Source organism: Polyangium sp. y55x31 (assembly GCF_029946505.1).
Taxonomy (GTDB): Bacteria; Myxococcota_A; Polyangia; order Polyangiales; family Polyangiaceae; genus Polyangium.
On sequence record NZ_JARZHG010000021.1, the window covers coordinates 73,667 to 92,472 of the forward strand.

The 18,806-nt window shown below is 68.4% G+C and carries 14 protein-coding genes; 2 read left to right on the top strand and 12 right to left on the bottom strand.

Going from position 1 to position 18,806, the window contains the following annotated elements:
* Nucleotides 1–8: 8 nt before the first annotated feature.
* The gene (locus QHF84_RS30395; protein WP_281316963.1) at nucleotides 9–749 is read right to left on the bottom strand and encodes a GNAT family N-acetyltransferase; all 741 of its coding nucleotides are present in this window, start codon (nucleotides 747–749) and stop codon (nucleotides 9–11) included.
* Between the two features lie 83 nt (nucleotides 750–832).
* Entirely contained in the window at nucleotides 833–2,623 is a 1,791-nt protein-coding gene (locus QHF84_RS30400) for a hypothetical protein (protein WP_281316964.1), read from the bottom strand.
* A 109-nt stretch (nucleotides 2,624–2,732) separates the two neighbouring features.
* Here QHF84_RS30400 and QHF84_RS30405 point away from each other — a divergent pair, with 109 nt between their 5' ends.
* Nucleotides 2,733–3,338, top strand: coding sequence for a hypothetical protein (locus QHF84_RS30405; protein WP_281316965.1), 606 nt, complete (start codon nucleotides 2,733–2,735; stop codon nucleotides 3,336–3,338).
* Here the strand turns inward: QHF84_RS30405 and QHF84_RS30410 are convergent.
* The 7 genes from QHF84_RS30410 to QHF84_RS30440 all read right to left on the bottom strand — a co-directional run bounded on the left by QHF84_RS30410 (nucleotide 3,309) and on the right by QHF84_RS30440 (nucleotide 11,910).
* Nucleotides 3,309–3,989 carry a hypothetical protein gene (locus tag QHF84_RS30410; protein WP_281316966.1) on the bottom strand — a complete coding sequence of 227 codons (681 nt, stop codon included), beginning with the start codon at nucleotides 3,987–3,989 and terminating at the stop codon, nucleotides 3,309–3,311. The two genes, QHF84_RS30405 and QHF84_RS30410, sit on opposite strands and share 30 nt — an antisense overlap.
* Before the next feature lie 88 nt (nucleotides 3,990–4,077).
* A complete protein-coding gene (locus QHF84_RS30415) occupies nucleotides 4,078–4,653 on the bottom strand; it encodes a hypothetical protein (protein WP_281316967.1) in 576 nt (191 codons plus the stop codon).
* 143 nt (nucleotides 4,654–4,796) lie between these two features.
* Complete coding sequence (locus QHF84_RS30420; protein ID WP_281316968.1) at nucleotides 4,797–5,492, bottom strand: hypothetical protein; 696 nt, start codon at nucleotides 5,490–5,492, stop codon at nucleotides 4,797–4,799.
* Between the two features lie 309 nt (nucleotides 5,493–5,801).
* Nucleotides 5,802–6,878 carry a DNA methyltransferase gene (locus tag QHF84_RS30425; protein WP_281316969.1) on the bottom strand — a complete coding sequence of 359 codons (1,077 nt, stop codon included), beginning with the start codon at nucleotides 6,876–6,878 and terminating at the stop codon, nucleotides 5,802–5,804.
* A gap of 61 nt (nucleotides 6,879–6,939) precedes the next feature.
* Nucleotides 6,940–9,198, bottom strand: a complete 2,259-nt coding sequence (locus QHF84_RS30430; RefSeq protein WP_281316970.1) for a TonB-dependent receptor — start codon at nucleotides 9,196–9,198, stop codon at nucleotides 6,940–6,942.
* Nucleotides 9,183–10,607 carry an HTTM domain-containing protein gene (locus QHF84_RS30435; RefSeq protein WP_281316971.1) on the bottom strand — a complete coding sequence of 475 codons (1,425 nt, stop codon included), beginning with the start codon at nucleotides 10,605–10,607 and terminating at the stop codon, nucleotides 9,183–9,185. Before QHF84_RS30435 ends, QHF84_RS30430 begins: the two co-directional genes overlap by 16 nt.
* Entirely contained in the window at nucleotides 10,600–11,910 is a 1,311-nt protein-coding gene (locus QHF84_RS30440) for an imelysin family protein (RefSeq protein WP_281316972.1), read from the bottom strand. The genes QHF84_RS30435 and QHF84_RS30440 overlap by 8 nt, the downstream gene beginning before the upstream one ends.
* A 388-nt stretch (nucleotides 11,911–12,298) precedes the next feature.
* On the opposite strand from QHF84_RS30440, the gene QHF84_RS30445 reads away from it, so the two are divergent.
* Entirely contained in the window at nucleotides 12,299–13,861 is a 1,563-nt protein-coding gene (locus QHF84_RS30445; RefSeq protein WP_281316973.1) for a hypothetical protein, read from the top strand.
* Between the two features lie 13 nt (nucleotides 13,862–13,874).
* Here the strand turns inward: QHF84_RS30445 and QHF84_RS30450 are convergent, their stop codons facing one another.
* The 3 genes from QHF84_RS30450 to QHF84_RS30460 all read right to left on the bottom strand — a co-directional run bounded on the left by QHF84_RS30450 (nucleotide 13,875) and on the right by QHF84_RS30460 (nucleotide 18,785).
* Complete coding sequence (locus tag QHF84_RS30450; protein WP_348652896.1) at nucleotides 13,875–15,149, bottom strand: MFS transporter; 1,275 nt, start codon at nucleotides 15,147–15,149, stop codon at nucleotides 13,875–13,877.
* Nucleotides 15,150–15,554: 405 nt separating this feature from the next.
* Nucleotides 15,555–16,484, bottom strand: coding sequence for a PAS domain S-box protein (locus QHF84_RS30455; RefSeq protein WP_281316975.1), 930 nt, complete (start codon nucleotides 16,482–16,484; stop codon nucleotides 15,555–15,557).
* Nucleotides 16,485–16,658: 174 nt separating this feature from the next.
* Nucleotides 16,659–18,785, bottom strand: coding sequence for a protein kinase (locus tag QHF84_RS30460; RefSeq protein WP_281316976.1), 2,127 nt, complete (start codon nucleotides 18,783–18,785; stop codon nucleotides 16,659–16,661).
* Between the last annotated feature and the right edge of the window lie 21 nt (nucleotides 18,786–18,806).

Consider the following 18,806-nt stretch of genomic DNA (forward strand, 5'->3'; position numbering starts at 1 on the left):
CGAGGCGTTCATTCCTCGGCCGCCCGCGTCCAGCGCGGCGGCTCTCCGTCCGCGGGCAAACGGGGCAGGATCTCCTGCGGGTGGAACGCCGCCTTGTAACGCAAGGACGGGCAGCCCGCGACGCGATATCCGAGATAGACCCAAGGTTTGCCCTGCCTGCGGGCGATCTCCACGAGCGTGAGCACGTTGCCCACGCCGGGCGAGCGCCAGGCATAGGCGGGATCGTAAAAACAATACACCGCGCTCCAGGCGCGCGGCGTCTCGTCGCAGATGCCGATCGCCACGAGGCGCCCGCCCGCCTCGTCGTCGTAATACGCGACCTCGCGCGCGGACGGGTGCGGGAACGCGAATTGATAGAAATAATCCCGCGAGGTCAGCTTGCCCGGCGTCCATTCCCGCGCCTGCTCCCGGTCGGCGTGCCAGGTGTGATAGAGGGCGATCCGATCCGCATCCACGCGCGGCGGCCCGACCACGACACGAAACTCCGCGCCGCGATTGCGCGCGCGTCGCTGGCTGCGGCTCAGCTTGAACTCGCTCGCGAGGATACGCGTCGGGACGCACTCCGCGCAGGACGGGCACACGGGGCGGAAGTAATCGGGGCCGAAGCGGCGGATGCCTCGCTCGAGCAGGGTGTCGAGCTCTTCGGGATCGACGTCGAGCAAGATGTGATGTTCGAGCGAGGCGCGCACCGGCGGGATGTACGAGCAGGCGCGCGGGGGTTCGACGATGTGCTGAATCAGGCGGGCCATGGACGCGATCGGGCTCGGCGGTAGTGTCGCACGGACGGATGGCGCTCCACCAGAGCCCGGTCACACGAGGCTGTCTGCCTGCTTCACTTCGTGCACTTTTCGTCGGGCACGTCCTTGCGCCGCGACCAGCCGCGGCCGCTCGCGGAGGGCCCGGCGGGCCGGTATTTCGCCGTGATCCGGTCGTCGCCGCGCTGCACGACGATCGTCACCGGCACGTCGCTCCGCCCGGCCGAGGTCAACGCCTCGACGAGCTCGTCGCCCTCGCGCAAGCCCGCCTTCGCCGCGGGTCCGTCCGGACGAACCCCCACGAGCACGGCCGGGATCTTCGCGCGCGTCGCGACCTCGTCGAAGCCGAGGTCGTACCGCTCGTACCGCCGCGTTTCCCTGCGGAAACAAGGCCCGAGCGCGCCCTCGGGCAGATCGAGCTTGCCTCCGCGCTCGATCACCTCGGCGAAGACCTCGGCCTCGGCCGGGCCGATCTCGGCCGTGAGAGCGCCCGTCCACGCCGAGACGGGCAGCGGGCCGCGCCGCTCCTTGGCCCTCGCGTAGAGCGCGCGCAAGACGTCCTGGAGGCTCTTCTGGCCGCCGCTCTTCGCCCGGATCGCCGCGTCCACGCGGAGCGCGTAGAGCGCCCCGCGCGCGACGAGGAGCGGCACGACGCCGGGCTCGCGGAAGCTCTTCGCGAGCGCCGCGTTTCCCTCTTTGCTGCGTGGCGAGGTCGCGAGCACGGACTCGAGCCCGTTCACCTCGTCGCCCACTTCGAGCGGCGTCACGAGGCCGAACCGAAAGAGCATGTCCCGCGCGAGGTGACGTACGACGCCCTCGGCGAACCACGCGCCCTCGGCTTGACGCGCCGGATCTTCGGGCCCGATCCAGAGCCGCTCGCCGATCCACGCGCGGAGCATCTCCACCGAGGTCGCGATGCGCAGCGGGCCGGACCAGGGTTCGCCCACGGCGACGTGCAGGAGCACGCTGCGCGTGCGTCGCGCCGCGATGAACCGGCCGACGGGGCCGGGCTCGGGCACGAGGAGGAAGGTCTGCGGCAGAGGGCTGCGCTCGCCGAAGAGCTCGCCCGCGGCGGTGCGGAACGCGGCGGTGTCCGCGGAGACGGGGCGCGGATCGAAGGCCGTGTAGCCGAACCACGCGGCCTCGTCGTGCCCTTCGAGCGTGTCGAAGACGGCCGTACCCATGCGGCCCGTGAGCATCACCGCGCCGCGCAGCTCGTCCACCGTCGTGTTCACCTCGCGTGACGCTCCGATGCCGAAGCTCGTCGCCGCGCCGCTCACGGAGGCGCCGCTCTCCAGCGTTCCGTAGGGGCTCAAATCGATTTCGAGCTTCACGGCGAGGCGCAGATCCCGCGCGGCGTCGGGCAGGAGGAGCGCGTCGCCGGTGGCCTCGAGGTGGTCGGGATCCGCGAGCAGGAAAGGCAGCTTTCCCGGCGTCACGCGCGACTCGACGGTGTACACGAGCCGAAGCTCGCCCTCGGGAGCACGCGCGAGCTCGACCGTGACGTGATCCGGGTGCGGATCGTTCCGCGCGTCGATCGTCCCGCGCGCGTCGCGCGCCTCCTTCATTCGAAAGGCCTTCGGATCGGGCGTGCGTATCGAGAACGTGCGGCCGGGGAACGCGCCGGCGCCGCGGAACACGAGCATCACGTCGATCGCGGCCGCCGCGAGGACGGGGCGGATCGTGACGTCGAGGCCGGGACCTTCGCGGGTCGGGGAAGAAGCCGGCGACGCGGGGATGGGTTTGGCGCCGGAGGTTTCCGCGCTCTCGTTCGTGGGCTCGGGGCAGCGGGAAGGCGCGTTCGGGGGCGGCGTCGTGCAAGCGGCGGCGGCGAAGGCGAGCGCGAGGACGAACGAGCGAGAGGGCATAGGGGGACGCGAGAATACGGGTTTTCCCCGGGGTTGACGAGGTCCGGCCGTTTCGGCGCGTGGCCCGGGCTTTTGCTCGGCGAAAAGCTGTGCGATAGTCGTCCCGCGCATGGCCCAGACGAAAACGGACGCACTCCCCCTCGGCGCGGCGGTCGTGATGCTCCTCTTGCCGCAGCGGCCGCCGCTCTTGCTCGTGGATCGGATCGAGGGGTATTCACGCGCGCCCCGCCCGACGTTGCACGCGTCGCGCGCGGTGAGCGTGAACGAGCCGTTTTTCTCGGCCGAGCTCCCGACGCCTCCCATGCTTCCGCGGGCGCTCGCGCTCGAGGGCATCGTGCAGGCGGCGAACATCCTGCAGATCTTCGTGGCTGTGCAGCGTGATCTCGAGGCAATCGGCCGAAATCCGGCCGAGTTCGTGTCGGCGCTGCGCAACGCGGACGTCGGATATCGCCTCGAAACCGGCTTCATGCCCGGCCTCGGCGAGGACATCCTGGCTTCGATCACGATGGCGGGCCCCGCGCGCACGGGCGCGATCGGCGCGAGCCAGCTCCGCTTCTTGCGCAACGTCTTTCCGGGCGACGTGCTGAGCTACGAGATCCGCCTCATCCGCGAGGGCGCGGACGTGCAGCATTTCGAGGCCGACGTCGAGGTGCGTGGGCAGACGGTGGCGCAGGGGATGCTTTCGTTATCGAAGGTCGAGGGGATCCTGCGGTGACGAGAGCGAGGCCTCGGGCGTGTCCGCCGGGGTCTCGAGCGCGAACGCGCACTGGTCGTTCAGCGATTGCTCCCACGCGGGGAGGAACGTGCCCTCCGTGTACGGGCGGCATTGCTGCCCCTCCGGATCGGCATAGCTCTGCGCGACCTCACCGAAGCTCGCCTCGCAGCAGGATTCGAATGCCGAGCCGCAAAGGGATGGCGGCTTCCGGGGCAGATAGTCCGTGACGCCCAGGCCATCCAGGGCGATGGAGAGGTGGCAATAAACCTGGGCTCCGATCTGGCCGACGATCTTCCCCTCGCTGCAACAATAGGCGCTGCACCTGCCCCAGGCGCCGTGGAGCGTGTCGTAGACACTCTGGACCGTCCCGACGTACTCGCAGATCGCGCGCGGGTTGTTCCGTAGCCCGCGCGGCGATCTACGTGTTTTCCGCAGGATGCGCTCCGCGACGCGGTCGAGGTGTTCGCAGACGTCGGCGTTCTCGAACGCTTCCCGGGCGATGGCGCGCCCGGGCCCGCGACCCGCCTCGAAGCTCGCTTTTTCCGCGGAGCCCCGGCATTTCCGGGGGACGAAGGGGGGCTCCGCCCGGGCCTCGGGCGCGGATGCGAGGCCGACGAGCGACGACACGAGGAGAGCTGCAATGAGCTTCATGGGGGCTCTTCCTTCCGGATTTGGAGGGTTCGAAGAATCCCGGATGGCCGTGGGCAAGCGATGCCGACGTGTTCGGCGCCGGGGGCGGCTATTCGGCCGTGCAGGCCATCGAGCGGAACCTGTCCGGGGGATTCGTGCTCGCCAGGCTGCTGCAGGTATTCCGCACCGATTGGTCGAACTGGCGGCGACACTGCATCCGGGCGGGCGCGCCGCAGACGCGGCGGGGACCCAAGGAGAGCTGCTCCACCGGAACCGAGATACCCCCGAGCGCGCAGTACGTATGGGCCGCATAATCGCCCACGGCCCAGTCCTGCTGCAGGACGCAGGTGCGGCAGGAGGCGTCGATGGCCGCGATCGCGTCGTAATAGCCGTCGTGCATGCCGCTCATGCGGCAGGCGACCATCATGCTCGTGGTCGGGACCGCGGCCTCGGCGAACGTGTCGCGCACGATTTCACGGAAATCCCGGAGCTTGCTGCAGCGATTGATCCGGGCCCAGGCGCGCTGCAGCAGGCTCTGGCCGTTCTGGTACCCCACCTCGTACATGCGCTGCAACGTGTCGGTGTCGCAGGCCGGGGGTGCCGCAGAGGCAGGTCGCGCGCTCGTCGCGACCAGCGAGAGCATTGCGATACCGAACACCTTACCGAATTGTCCGCGCTTCTTCATTTCGTCCTCCCCTCACAGACACAGAACCTTGCCACGGAGGCTCGCCCTGCAATCTCGACGCCGCCCCTGGCTGCGCGAGACCCTCGCGCAGCCAGGGCTCCCGTATTGCGGGCGTGCCTTTCTCGAGCGTCGCTCCCGTCCCGCTACTCCGCGGGGGTGTAGAGCGCGATGTTCATCCGGCTCCAGAGCTCCGCCAGGCGTATCTCCGGGCTGTCCGCGGGCGCGAGGGCCCCGATGCTGATCGGAGGCGGCGCGTAGCAGGCGTTGTTCATCTCGGCCCTGTACGAAGCCTCGAACATCCCCCGCGTGTAAGGGCCGCAGCCCGGGTAGCTCTGGGCCGTGGCGAAGAACGTCGTCTCGCACGTGAGCCTCATGTTGATCCCGCAGATCCCGAGCGGCCCTTGAATGAATTCAGGGGCCGGGGCGATGCCGTTGAGCGCGATGGAGATCAAGCAATAAAGTCTCGCCATGACCTCGCCGATCTCCTCGCCGGCCTGGATACACTGGTTCGTGCACGTGTGGTCGATGTCCAGGAGCTTCTGGAAGATGCCGTCACCGGTTCCGCCGATGCGGCAGGCGGCCAGTTTGCCCGAGCCCGGGGCCACGCTGAGCAGATTCAGGCCTTCCTCGATCAGGTTGTAGAAGGACTCGAGCGCGAAACAATCGTTCACCTGTGCCCAGGCCCGCGCCGTGAGGCTACGGCCATTGGCGACCCCCACGTCGTACATCGTCGCTGCAGAGCCCGTGCTGCACCCGGGAGGCCGGGCGAAGGCCGCCGCGGAGCCGAGCGTCAGGCCAATTCCCACCATTGCACCCAAGAGTCCTGAACGGCACTTCATTGCACACCTCCCCTAGCTCGCGCCGCGAGCGCTTCGGTCCCCCATCACGAGGCTTTACGGTCCAGCCACCCATTCCAGCTCTCGCCGGCAGGTGGACGAGCCAGCAGCCTCTCGTGTGCACTTAAGGGAAGGGTCCGTCCCGGTCAACGAGCGGGCTCGCCAATGTCCCTATCGGGCCATGTGCGCGGAGACGGATGCGGGAAAGGCTCCTCGACGCGGCAGGAAAGCGCGCGGGATCCGTTCGGGGAATGCGAGCGTGCTCGGGGGCCTTCGGACGTCTCCTCGAATCGAGGCGACGTCGGAGGCGGCTCAAGCCACCTGCGACCGATTCTCTCGCTCGCCGGCTCTTCCCGCGTCCGTGCGCGCGAGCGGCTTCGGTCGGCTCTCCGCGCAATCGACGATCTCCCAATCGATCGCCTCGCCGAACGCGCGCCCGAGCCGCCCCTCGACGACGCGCCTCGACTCCGGGCTCCGGTCGATCCCGAGGAAGCGACGCCCGAGCCGCGTGGCGACGGCGAGGGTCGTCCCCGAGCCGCAAAAAGGATCGAGCACGACGTCGCCTTCGTTGCTGGCGGAGAGGATGACGCGTTCGAGCAGCGCTTCGGGCTTTTGCGTCGGATAACCGAGCCGCTCCTTGCCTTTCGCCGCGATCACGCCGATCTCCCAGACGTCGGAGAGCGGCGGGCCTTTCGTCTCCTCATCCGAGACGCCCGGCTTCCTGTGCCCGGCGGAGAAATCCGCGCGCTGCTTTTTCGTGCCGAACGTCTTTTTCGTGGACTCCGCGAGCTCTTCGTATCCGTAGAGCGCGTGGAACGTGTGCTCGTTCGAGGCCTCGCGCGTGTAGAAGAGGAGGACGTCGTGCATGCGCTGGAAGCGCCGCGCGCGGGCGGGCCAGCGGCGGTAGCGCCAGATGATCTCGTTGCGGAAGCAATCGGGCCCGAAGACCGCGTCCATCAGGACTTTGAGGTAATGGCTCGCGGTGGGATCGCAATGCAAGAAGACGCTTCCCGTGGCGCGGAGGACGCGGCGCATCTCGACGAGGCGGGGCGCCATCATGGCGAGGTACGCCATCATGTCGCACGGGCCGAGGAAGCCGTGGAGGCCCGTGAGCGCCCGCCCGATGGGCTCGCCCCCGGAGGCGAGGGCCGCGAGAGCGCGCGCGGCGGCTTCGCCCCAGGCCCACGTATCATCGAATGCGACCGCGCCGGGCTCCTCCGCCGCGACCCCCGTGTAGAGGTGGTACGTCCTTCCGCTTTGAAACGGGGGATCCAGGTAGACCAGATCGACCGACGCGTCCGGGACGTGCTCCCGCAGGACGTCGAGGTTGTCGCCGATGAAATAGGCGCCGCGGCGCGCGGGCGTGAGGGGCGAGGGTTGGCTCGACATGAGGGGGCGAACGGCTCCTAGCAGGGGGCGCGGACGCGGGCCAAGATGTCGGCAGGGACGTTCAGAAGTCGACGCGCGCGCCCGCTTGCAGCCAGCGCGGCGCGCCGGGGCGGGCGCCATAAGGACGGCGGGAGGCGATGTAGGCGTTGTCGAGCAGGTTCCGCCCGAGCGCGTAAATCGTCAGCCATTTCAGCGGACGGACGTTCACGGAGGCGTCGAGGAGGAGATAATCGTCGGTCGCCGTCCCGGGCGCGGGTTCGCCCTGCGAGGCGAGCTCTCGCATGCGGCTCGTGTACGTGCAGCCCACGTTCACGCCCCAGCGCGGCGTCTCGACGCCGACCGACGCCGCGATCTGGTGCTTCGGGACGTACGGCAGCTCATCGCCCGCCTCGACGTCGCCGAAGATCGGATCGGACGACTGGAAGCTGTTCGTGAACTGCGCGTCCGTGTAGGTCCAGCTCAACCGGCCGGGGAGCGCGAGGTTTTCCCGCAGCTTGATCTCGCTCTCGGCATACGCCTCGAAGCCGAGCACACGCGCCTTTCCGCCGTCCGTCTGCTGGTCGAGGTTCTCCTCGACGCAGCCCGAGGAGAACGAGCACAGGTTCGTGAGGTTCTTGTAATCGCTGTAGAAGCCGATGATCTCGGCGCGCACGCGTTTCGGCGACCAGCGCACGCCGGCCTCGTAGTTCCAGCTTTTTTCGGGCCGGACGAGGTCGTTCTGCCCCGGGGGAATGGGGGAGAACCCCTGATGTACGCCGACGAGAAGGCCGAAATCGCGCGGCAATGCGAGGAAGACGCCGGCGCCGGGCAGGACGACCTGCTGGATGGTCAGGTTCTCTTCGCCCGTGAGGTGATTTTCGAGTACGCTGCGGATCGATTCGAGGCGGGCGCCGGCCGTGAGCGTGAGCGGGCCCCAGGTCGCGGCGTCGGTCGCGTACATCGAGAGGGCGTGGGTGTATGCGTCGTTGTCGGCCGTCGTCTGCGTGGGGCTCCCCTCGGGGATCGGCACGCCGCCCTCGATCAGGAAGCCGTCCTGGGTATGCTGGCGGCGAATCGAGTCGTAATGGATCCGGACGCCATACTCGATGCGGTGGGAGATCGGGCCCGTCTTCGGGCGCCACGACACGGTGGACTGGAGGCCTTGCGAGACGAACGTCCGGTCGTTCGGCCCGATCATGAGCGTCTCGTCGTCCGTGCTCGGGGCGATGGCGCCCGTGAGGACGCCGTAATAGAGGGCATTGCGCGGATCGGTGGGGTTTGCCAGGACGTCGGCGACCGAGATGCCGCGGAACGCGTTCACCTTGCGCCAGGCCCGATGCAGATCGTGGCGATAGGCGATCGTCGTGACCTCGAGGTTCGGGCGGAAGCGCGCGCGGTGCGTGAGCTGGACCTGCGTGCGGTTCCATTCCATGCGATCGAGGCGGCTCGCGCCGTAACGACGATACGGCGTCGCTCGGAAATCCGCGTCGCTGAGGCCGAGGTACGTCTCGTTCGAGATCTCGTTCTGGTAGCCCACCTTGAGCTCGAACTCGTTCACCACGGAGCCCACGGGATCGAAGGTGTATCGACCCTTCATCATGATGTCGGTACGGGCAAACCCGGTGTCGCCGCCCCCGTCGAGCTCCTTGAAACCGTCGTTCGCGAGGTGCACGGCTTCGAGGAGGACACCGTACTTGTCGTCGGCGATGCCCTGCCGCAGGTGCGCCTTGCGGAGCATGTACTGGCCGAACGAGACGTCGAGCATGCCGCGGCGCTCGGAGGGAATGGCGGCCGTGGTCATGTCGATGGCGCCGCCGACGGTATGCGGACCATAACTGATCGCCGAGGGGCCCTTCACCACGCGCACCGCATCCATGCGGCCGATGAGCGGGAAGTAATACGCGGCGGGCGCCGAGTAGGGCGCCGGTCCGAGGAGGACCCCGTCCTCCATGATCGTGACTTTTTTGCTGCGATCGGAGACGGCGCCACGAATGCCGATGTTCGGGCGCAAGCCGAAGCCGTCCTCCTCGCGGACGTAGATGCCGGGGACGCCGAGCAGGATCTTGTGGGGATCGTCGTACTTGAAGCGCTGGAGCTGCTTCGTCGTCACGACGTGCGCCGAGCCGCTCGTCTGCTGGAGACGCGTGCCGACGACCGAGATTTCAATGGGGGGAGGGGGCTCGGCGCTCTTCGCATTCGCATCCTCGGCCGGCGCGTCTTGCGGCGAGGCTTCGGGAGGCGCGGGCGGCGGCTCGCCTTGGGTCTGGGCGAGCGCCGCGGGCGAGAACGAGAGCAAAAGGAGCGCGGGGAGCGTCGAGCGTCGAATCAGGGGCGATGCCATGCCAGGGACTCGAGGTGAATGGGAGGTGCCGTGGGGACGGGCCGGATCCAGGTGGCCTTGGCGAGCCCGTCGGAGATGGACGCGAGATCGACCGTCGGATCGAGGAGCAGCTCCGCCGGACGGCCATTGAGGGACACGGGCGCGTGCGCCCGGACGACCGGGCGCACGCCCTCGCGCGCCTCGAAATCACGCGCAATCTGGTGCGCGAGCCGCAGGATGAGGTCGGGCTGCGTGGAGAAATCGCGCTCCTGGCGGCCATTCAGGTACTTGCGCGGGGGGACCTCCTGGGTGCGGCCCGTCCGCGGGTCGGTCACGAGATACGTGACGCTCCCGTTTTTTTCGCGGAGCATGACGCGCCAGGAAAAACGGATTCCCTGCTCGTGCCAGAGGACGTTGCCCCCATAGAGGTGCGTCCGGAGGGGCCAGAGGAGCTGGAAAGCGCAATAACACGCGGCGATCGCGACGCGCGCGCCGAAGAGCGGGGGGAGGGGCGCGGCGACGCGGGCGGGGAGGGCCGGGGCGGGCGCGGGGGCGCGGCGGCGGAGGAAACCGATGAGGTTTCGTGGCCAGCTCGGCGAGAAAAACACGAGCGCCGCGACGACCATGATCGCCGGGAACATGCCGATCGGAAAGAGGAGTTTCGTCACCGCGTGAAAGAAGAGGACGACGGCATAGGCGGCGACGCGGGTCCTCGGCATCAGCAAGAAGGCCACGACCGTGAGGTCGAAGAGGCAACCTGCCCAGCTCATGGCAAAGGCGACCCAGCGCTCGCCGAGCAGCGGGCCGATGATCGGCAGGTACGTGCGCGACGAGAGCCAGATGTTGAGCGGCTGCGCGTGGAGGAGCCAATCGCTGTTGACCTTCGCGAGGCCGGCGAAGAAGTAGACGGCGCCGACCTGGACGCGGAGCAGATACGTGCACCACGCGGGCAAGGTCGCGCTGCGGAGCTTCGGGAAGAGCCACGCGTCCACCGAATACGCGCGGTGGAGGGGCATGAAGGAGAGGAGGAGCGCGAGCAGGCTGACGAGGTAGTAATGGTTGAGGTAGTTCGTGACGTCGAGGAGCTGGACGTAGGTGAAGCCGAGGAGGAAGAGGACGATCGCGGCGCGATAGAGGAAACCGAAAGCCACGCACGCGCTCACCACGGCGAGCGCCACGAAGAGCGCGTGCATGCCCCGCGCGGAGAGCGGCGCGAGCCAGTCGAAACCCCAGTACGACAGAAAAAATCGGGGTTTTACGAAGAACTCGTCCACCCAGCCATACACGAGGAAGCGGATCGCGCTCACGCAGCCGAGGAGACCGAAGCAGAAGCGGAACGCGGCGAGCGCCGCCGCGTCCTCGGGGCGAAGGAGGAGAGACGCGAGCCGCGCGAGGCGGCCCGGGCGGACCGCTTCGGCTCGTTCAGTCATTGTCGCCTTCCAAGAGCTGCGGGAGCTCGAGATCGAGCACCGTCACGAACTCGGTCTTGAGGCTGTCCGTGATTCGCTTCACGGCCGCGTGGAGCTTCGTCACGCTCTCGGGATCCTGCGCGATCGCCTCGGCGAGATCGTCGCTCGGGACGGCGTCGGCCGCGGCGATCGCCGCGTTCACGTCGGCGTTCATTTTCTCGGCGAGCGCGGTCGCGCCGAGCGCGACGAGGACGTCGTCGAAGCCCACGCCCTCGCCGTCGTTGCAGCCGCTCATCAGCATGCGGAAGCCGATCAGGTTGTTCCGCACGTGCGGCCTCGATCGGCGGGCGAAGCGGGATTCGACGGCCTCGGGGCAGGTCGCGTTGCTGCAATCCATGATGCCGAGCGGGCGCGCGAGCTTCTGGTCCTTCACGTGCGTTTCCATGTGGAACATCGCGTCGCTCACCGCATTGAGGGCCATCTGCTCGGTCGTGTAGACCGAGCCGCTCTTGCCCGGGTTTCTGAATTGCGCCGCGAAATCCCCTTCGCCCGGGCGCCAGGCGCCGAGGAGCTTGCCCGCCATCGCGGCGATGCCCGTCGATACGACCGATGCATATGTGGCTTTCCGCGAGGCGAGCTCGTCCGCGCCGAGCGCGGCCCACGAGCCCGTGGCGTTGATGCCCGACGCGGGGGTGCAGGCGTTGTCCGTGCCCGTGTAGAAGAGGAGGTATTCGGCCGCGGCGAGGCCACGCATGTTGATGAGCGCGGTGGTGCCGAAATCGGGGCCCTCGTACGACTTCGAAACGATGTTTTGCTCGACGAGGCAGCGGCTCACGAGCGGCCAGGAGTAGATGGTGTCGCGCAGGCCCTGGCCCCCGGGCGTGTTCGTGGGGCCGCCGGGGCCGAACTGGAACGGCTCGGCGCGTTGCCAGATGTCGATGGCTTTGATCCAGGCGGCCTGCGCCTCGGCGCGGCCCGCGGGGTCGGTCTTGGCTTCGGCGGCCTCCGTGGCGAGCTCCTGCGCGGCTTTCTGGAATGTGTCGAGCAGCTCGAGGTTGCACGTGGCAATGGCGTCGAGCAGCGTCGCGCGGGTCACGGTGCCCATTCCGCCGGTCGGATCGCCGCTGCTGTCGCCGGTCGAGGACGAGGCGGTCGTGGAGCTCGCATTCGAATCCGGCGGGGGGCGCCCCGTCGAGTAAAACGCGATTCGCTCGCAGCCCGCGACGAGGCCAATGGCGAAAATACCCCCGAGGAGCGCGCGCGCGACGCTCCCTTGCAGCCACCTCCTGGGAGGCGGAGCGCTCACCTGCGAATGGTTCTGCATGGACATCCTCTTGTGTTTCGGAGCTTGGTCCCGAGCAGGGAGGCGGATGTTAGCACGCTTGTCGAAGATGAAAACTACTTTCAAGTTCTACCAGGGCGGAAGATGCCACTTGGACGGAGCCCGGGTGGACCGGTTCGTTGGTACACATAATGTTGGTGAACCAGCTATCTGTTCTGTATCGTTTGTGTACCAATCATCTGTGAAACAGCTTTCTTTCTGCGGGAAGAGCGACGATCGGGGGGGCGATTTCCGGTTGACATGATGCGGGCGGTGCACTACCCAGCCTCGTTGTTGAAAATGTCTTTCATTTTCCTTTTCAGGTCTGGGCGCGAGGTTGCTGGGCGCCACACCGGACTCGACCGGAAGGAACGTTAAGGAGGATCGTCGAATGAACGCGAATACGGGAGCCATCCGCCGCGCGTGGGCGCGAAATACGTACCTCGTCCCCCTCTCGGGTTGCCTGCTTCTCGGCGCGCTCGCGATCGGATGCGGGGACGAAAACCCGAACACGACCGGCTCGGGAGGCCAAGGCGCGACAGGCGGCATGGGCGGCACGGGCGGCACGGGCGGTGACGGCGGCGTGGGCGGCACGGGCGGCGTCGGCGGCGTGGGCGGCGCCGGAGGAGTGGGCGGCGCAGGCGGCGCCGGTGGAATGGGCGGCGCGGGCGGCGCAGGCGGGGGCGAGGAGGCGAAGCCCGTGACCGTGCCCATTTCGGAGATGGGGCACGATCGGCTGTACGGCGTGGCGTTCGACGCGCAGGGCAACATCTACGCGACCGGCAACTCGGCGGCGGGCACGGCCGCGGACGCGGATTTCTCGACGATCGTCGTGAAGTTTAAGCCAAACGGGGAGCTCGACACGACGTTCGGCAATGGCGGCATCGCGACGCACAACCTGGCTGTCGGGTCGAACGGCGAGGTGACGCGCGGGATCGTGGTGCAATCGACGGGGAAGATCGTCGTCGCGGCGACGGTGGAGCACGTGGGCGCGGCGGACGCGCGGGATCGTGATCTCGCGGCGGCGCGGTTCAACGCCGACGGGACGCTCGATACGAGCTTCGGGACGAACGGTATCGCCGTGCTCGACCTGAGCGAGGGCGAGCTCGTGGGCAATACCTACGTCGCGGATGCGCAGTGGGCCCTCAACCTTTACGCAGACGACAAGCTGCTCGTGGTCGGCGCGCAGAAGGCGCCCGGCCGCACGGACACCGATTTCGCCGCCGTGCGCCTGACCGCCGACGGGACGATCGACGATACCTTCGGGACGAACGGCGTCGCGCTGCTCGACATCGCGCAGCAGAATGCGAGCGCGCGCGGGGGCCGGATCCTCGCGGATGGAAGCGCGATCCTCTCCGGGTACAACCGGGACGCGGACAATATCGTGAGCCCCGTCGTGTACAAGCTCGATACCACGGGGAAGCTCGACACGACCTTCGGCGTGGGCGGCGTGTTCAACCAGGTCGTGCTCGCGTCGGTGGCCGAGGTGTACGACCTCGTGCCGCAAGGATCGAGCTTCGTGACCGTGGGGTATGGCTCGAACGGCGGCGGCGACAATCTCGACTGGCTATCGCTCCGCATCACGGGCGACGGGAAGCTCGATACGACGTACGGCCAGAATGGGTACGTCCGGGTCGACCTGGCCGGTCAAAACGACAATGCCCGCACGATGGTCGCGCTCCCCGACAAACGCTCGCTGCTCGTGGGCGGCGGCAGGCCCACGGCCGACAACGTCGACGCGATGGTCGCCGTGCTGACGGAGAACGGGGCGGCCGACACGACCTTCGCGCCGAACGGCCTGAAGCAATACGATCTCGGCGGGGCGGCTGATATGTTCTGGGGCGCGGCGGTCTCGCCCGATCAGAAACACGTGGCGATCGTCGGGGTGAAGGCCGTGGGCATGGGCCCCGGGAACGACGACGGCGTGCTGCTCCTCCTGCCCGTCGGGAACTGACGACGCCCTCCCTTCATTGCTTGTTCGTCGTCTGGCCGAGGCCCGAGGCGATTTCGGGCAGGATCCCGAGCTTGACGTAGATCGGTCGCACCACGCGGCGTAGCGCGGGCAGCTTGCGCAAGAAGAGCGCCACGCCGACGAGCGTCAAGAAGCCGCCGAGCCGCACCGTCATCGGCGCGCCGACGCGCGCGCCGAGCCAGCCCGCCACGAGGCTCCCGAACGGAGCCATGCCGAAAAACGCCATCGTGTAAAAGCTCATCACGCGGCCACGTTTGTCCTCGTCGACGAGCGTTTGCAGCAGCGTGTTGCTCGCCGCCATCTGCACCATCATGCCGCCTCCGACGATGACCATGAGCAGGATGGAGAGGGGCAGCCATCTCGAAAACGAGAATGCCACGAGCCCCGCGCCGAAGAGCGCTCCCGCGATGACCAGCATGCGCCCGAGGCCGAGCACGCTGCGGCGCGACGCCAGGAGGAGCGCGCCCGCGACCGCGCCGATGCCCGAGGCGCCCATGAGGAGCCCGAGGGAATGGGGGCCGCCGCCGAGGACACGCGCGGCGAAGATGGGCATGAGCACGGCGTACGGCACACCCGCGAGGCTGACGAGCGCGAGCAGGAGGAGGATCGCGCGAATGGGCGCGAACGAGGCCACGTAGCGGAGGCCTTCATGCAGATCCGCGAGGATGCGGCTCCGCGCGGCCGTAGGCGCCGCGGGCTGCAAGCGCATCATGAGGAGCGACGCGAGGACGGCGATGTAGCTGATGGCGTCGATCAAAAAGCAGGTTCCCTCGCCGACGGCCGCGATGAGCACGCCCGCGACCGAGGGGCCGAGCAGCCGGGCGGCATTGACCATCGAGGAGTTCAAGGCGATCGCATTCGGGAGATCCGCCCGATCCTCCACCATTTCGACGACGAACGCCTGCCTGGCCGGCGTGTCGAACGCGTTGATGACCCCCTGGAACGCCGAGAGCGCCAGCACGTGCGCGACCGTGATCGTGTGGGTGAGCGAGAAGAACGCGAGCAGGGCCGATTGCACCATCGCGAGCGCCTGCGTGACGACGAGCATGCGGTGGCGGTCCCAGCGGTCGACGAGCACGCCGCCGAACGGGGCGAGGAAAAACGTCGGGATCTGGCCCGCAAAACTGACGAGCCCGAGCATCAGCGCGGAGTCCGTCAGCCGATACACGAGCCAGCTCGTGGCGACGCGGGTGAGCCACGTCCCGATGAGCGAGATGCCCTGCCCGAAGAAAAAAAGCCGATAATTGCGGTGCAGGAGCGCCCGCCCCATGGCCTTCAGCGTCGAATCGCCGGGCGCTTTCGGGGTCACGAGGAAAAGACCTCATGTGTGCAGACGCGCATCATGGGACTCTCGCAGGAAGCGTCGGGGTCGTGGATGAGCAACAAGCCTGCCACGCGCGCGGCCAAGCAGGCAACGTCGAGAAGCCCCTCTTTTGCCGGCTCCTCGGCCATAGGAGCGATTTCCCCGTCCGTTTCCTCGATACACACGCCGAGGCCCGCGCCTGGTTCGACGAGCGCCGGCGCGAGGTTTGCCGCGCGCGTCAGCAGCCTGTGGACTTATCTGCTGCGCGCCCCGAATCGTCGGTCGACATCGCTCGAAATCCTTCAGGATTCCTCGCTCCGTCGCCCTAGCTTCGGGGCGCTCGCGACGATCATTCCACAGGCTGCTGGAGCTTCAGGCCGCGCGGCCGCGCGAGAGCCGGAGCGCCTGCGTGATCGCCGCCTGCAAATTCGCGCACGTGACGAAACCCGAGAAGTCGGCGCCGATTTCCACGAGGGTGCGCGCCACCTCGGAGCGAATGCCGCTCAGGATCATCTGCGCGCCGAGCAGGCGCACGGCGTGCGCGGTCCGGACGAGCGCGGCCGCCACGTGTTCGTCGAGGTCGACCACGCCCGTGACGTCGAGGATGGCCACGCGTACGCGCCCGCCGCTGATGCCATTGAGGAGCACCTCGAGCACCCGGTCGGCGCGGTCCGCGTCGATCGCGCCGATGAGCGGCATGGCCACGACGTCGTCGCGGATCGGGACCAGGGGCGTCGAGAGCTGGCGCAGGCGCTCCTCGCTGGCCTGCAGCGCCTCGTAGGCCCGCTTCTGATCGGTCATGTCGAGGATCTGCGAGATGAAATGGACCGGCGCGCCGTCCTCGTCGCGCACGAGGGCGACGTGGAGCAGGACGTTGATGATCGAGCCGTCCCGGTGGATGTACCGCTTCTTGAGCTTGTAACGCGGGATCTCGCCGCGGATCGTCTTGCCGACGAGCTCGACGTCGGTCGCCAGGTCGTCGGCGTGCGTGATGTCCTGGAAGGTCAGCGCGAGGAGCTCTTCGGGCGTGTATCCGAGCATCTCGGCGAGCGCGCGATTGACGCTGACGAACCGGCCTTCGAGGCTGACGATGGTCAGCCCGATGGGCGAACAGTCGAACATCTGCTGGAATCGCTCCGCATTGAGGTGCCGCTCCCGGTCGGCGAGCGCGTGGTCCTCGATGAGCTGGCGCGCCTCCTCGACCTGGATGCGGAGGGCCTGGTTCTCGGCCATCAGCTCGGCATTGCGGCGCTCCAACTCGACGTAACTGGGCGCACTTTGGGTCAGGATGTGGGTGGTCATGGTCCCCCGCGCGGCGAGAAAGGTTCTTCCTAGGATACACCCCCATACTCGTCTCAGGAAGTGCCTGAGTTTGTAAGGTTCAGCAGGACGGGGGCCTGCGGTCGTGAGGGCAATGTGGTGTTACTTTCTGCCAAACCATTGGCGACGCCGGCAATTGCGGAAAGGCTGAAATTCCTACGTCCGCAAAACCGCGCCGCCGCCGACCGCGTCCACGACGCGCACCCCGCCCGGCGGAAAGCCGATCGCCACGAGCCGCGGCGCGCCCTTCGGCTGCGTATGATAACGCTTCCACACCGGCGAGACGCCGCCGCCGTGACGCCGGAAGACCTCGCGCTCGGTGACGAGCCACGGGACGCCCTCATCGTCGAGGCCCATCGCCACGGGGATGCCCTCCGCTTCAGAGGCCTCGACCGCGGAGCCGCCGCGATCGAAGCGCATCACGATGCCCACGCCCGCAGCCCACGCCTCGCCCTCGGCGCCCGCCACGCAGAGGAGCAAGGCGGGTTTGTCGTTCAAGCTCGCCGCGGAGGAGCGGACCTCCTGGTCGTATCCGATCCACAAGGCGCGCGCCTTCTTGCCGCGCAGGCTTCCCGCGACGAAGAAGCCGAGCGGGCCCGAGGCAATCGCGGAGACCTCGCCGCCGAGCGGCAAGAGCAGCGGCTCGCCCCAGCGCACGCCGTCGTTCGAGAGCCATAACTCCGGCCCGCCCTCGCCCGCGTCGGCCGTCACGACCCCGAACGCACGGCCGTCGCCGAGCGCCGCCACGATCGGGCCGACGGGCCCCTCGTCCGCGCGCCGAGGCAGCGTGCCCTGCACGAAGGATTCGCCTCGTTGCAGAAGGACGTGCGCCGGGCCCACGAGCGCGATGCCGCCGCCCGGGCCACGCACGAGCCACCGCGACGCGGCGATCTGCGCTCGATAAGGCCGGGGGACGTCGACGGAGAATGTGCGTGGTTCCTTTTTGGACAAACCATGGAGCTCACTGCCCGAGCGCGCGAATCCCCAGGGGCCGGGGAGGAACACGACGCCGCCCGGCTCGAGGAGGAGGGGTTTTTCGCTCGTGGTGCGCGGCGGCGCGAGCGCATCCATCGCCGCGAAGACCTCCTCCTCGGATGGCAAGATGCGCGTCTTGCGGAACGAGGTCATCGGCTGGTGCTCGCGCGCCGCGATTTCGATCCACCGGGTCGCGGCCGCTTCGAGAGGCGGCAGGAGCGCCTCGGCGAAGGCGTCGATCGAGGGGAATCGCGGCGGCGCGCCCTCGAACATCGAGGCGCCGAGCAATTTGCGGGCGTGTGGCTGGTAAAACGCGGCGCCGTCGAGGTCCCACGTCCCCTCGGGCAAGACCGGCGAGGCGCCCTGCCGGAGCGCGAGATCGATCGCGCCGAAGAGCTCCTCGGCCGCCAGAAAGCCGCGGTGCAGCTTCTTCGCCGTGCGCAGGCTGCGACGCTCGCCGACGTACCACGAGGGCATCGAGCGGCACCACTCCTCGCCCGTGAGCATGAACCAGATCGTGGAGGCGAGCGCGTGCACGTCGGTCCACGGGCCGACGAGCGGATTGCGCCGCGACGGCGCGACCGACGAGAGCGCCTGCTCGGGTCCGCCATACCCGAGCGTGATCCCCTGCACCGTGGCGAGCGCGAGCCCGTCGACCCGCGCGATGCCGCAATCGGCGATTTTCGGCGTCTCGTCGTCCAGCGGGCCCGCGACGAATACGTTGTCGGGCTTCAAATCGCGATGGAGGATGCCGAGGCCGTGCAGGACGCGGACGCCTTCGAGCATGCCCCGCGCGAGGCGATGCGCGCGCACCGGATCCACGCCGGTCTCGCGGGCCTTGTCGACGCGGTCGGTGAGCGTCGCGCCCTCGCTCGACGTTTCCACGTATTCGAGCGCGATCCAGGGCAGCACGAGGGGCGAGTCGTCGTCCAGCGCGACCTTGGCGCTGCCGTGCCCGTAATAACCGATCACGAATTCGCTGGGCGGGACGAGGTTCTTCACCCGTTCGAGCGCCTCGATCTCGCGTTGCGCGAGATCCCGGCTCGTCATGCCCATCTGCGCGAGGCCCTGCTCGGTCCCGGGCTTGACGAGCTTCACCGCGACCCGCGAGGGCGTGAGGTCCGAGAGCCCGGGCGCCGGCGTATCCGCGTCACGCTCGGCGAGGAATACGGCGGACATTCCGCCGGAGCCGAGCCACTGCACGAGGGAGAGGCCCGAGGGCTCGCCGGTCTCGGGGTCGACGAGCGCGGGTTTGTCGTCGGCGAGATCGGTGAGCTCGAGGTCGGTGCACCGCAGAACGTCAATCATGAGCCGCCCGCACGATACCTT

Excerpts from the sequence above, each read along its gene's own strand:
- QHF84_RS30420 (WP_281316968.1), bottom strand. The coding sequence starts at position 5,492 with ATGAAGTGCCGTTCAGGACTCTTGGGTGCAATGGTGGGAATTGGCCTG.
- QHF84_RS30440 (WP_281316972.1), bottom strand. The coding sequence starts at position 11,910 with ATGCAGAACCATTCGCAGGTGAGCGCTCCGCCTCCCAGGAGGTGGCTG.
- QHF84_RS30405 (WP_281316965.1), top strand. The coding sequence starts at position 2,733 with ATGGCCCAGACGAAAACGGACGCACTCCCCCTCGGCGCGGCGGTCGTG.
- QHF84_RS30395 (WP_281316963.1), bottom strand. The coding sequence starts at position 749 with ATGGCCCGCCTGATTCAGCACATCGTCGAACCCCCGCGCGCCTGCTCG.
- QHF84_RS30435 (WP_281316971.1), bottom strand. The coding sequence starts at position 10,607 with ATGACTGAACGAGCCGAAGCGGTCCGCCCGGGCCGCCTCGCGCGGCTC.
- QHF84_RS30460 (WP_281316976.1), bottom strand. The coding sequence starts at position 18,785 with ATGATTGACGTTCTGCGGTGCACCGACCTCGAGCTCACCGATCTCGCC.
- QHF84_RS30400 (WP_281316964.1), bottom strand. The coding sequence starts at position 2,623 with ATGCCCTCTCGCTCGTTCGTCCTCGCGCTCGCCTTCGCCGCCGCCGCT.
- QHF84_RS30415 (WP_281316967.1), bottom strand. The coding sequence starts at position 4,653 with ATGAAGAAGCGCGGACAATTCGGTAAGGTGTTCGGTATCGCAATGCTC.
- QHF84_RS30455 (WP_281316975.1), bottom strand. The coding sequence starts at position 16,484 with ATGACCACCCACATCCTGACCCAAAGTGCGCCCAGTTACGTCGAGTTG.
- QHF84_RS30430 (WP_281316970.1), bottom strand. The coding sequence starts at position 9,198 with ATGGCATCGCCCCTGATTCGACGCTCGACGCTCCCCGCGCTCCTTTTG.
- QHF84_RS30445 (WP_281316973.1), top strand. The coding sequence starts at position 12,299 with ATGAACGCGAATACGGGAGCCATCCGCCGCGCGTGGGCGCGAAATACG.
- QHF84_RS30425 (WP_281316969.1), bottom strand. The coding sequence starts at position 6,878 with ATGTCGAGCCAACCCTCGCCCCTCACGCCCGCGCGCCGCGGCGCCTAT.
- QHF84_RS30410 (WP_281316966.1), bottom strand. The coding sequence starts at position 3,989 with ATGAAGCTCATTGCAGCTCTCCTCGTGTCGTCGCTCGTCGGCCTCGCA.
- QHF84_RS30450 (WP_348652896.1), bottom strand. The coding sequence starts at position 15,149 with ATGGGGCGGGCGCTCCTGCACCGCAATTATCGGCTTTTTTTCTTCGGG.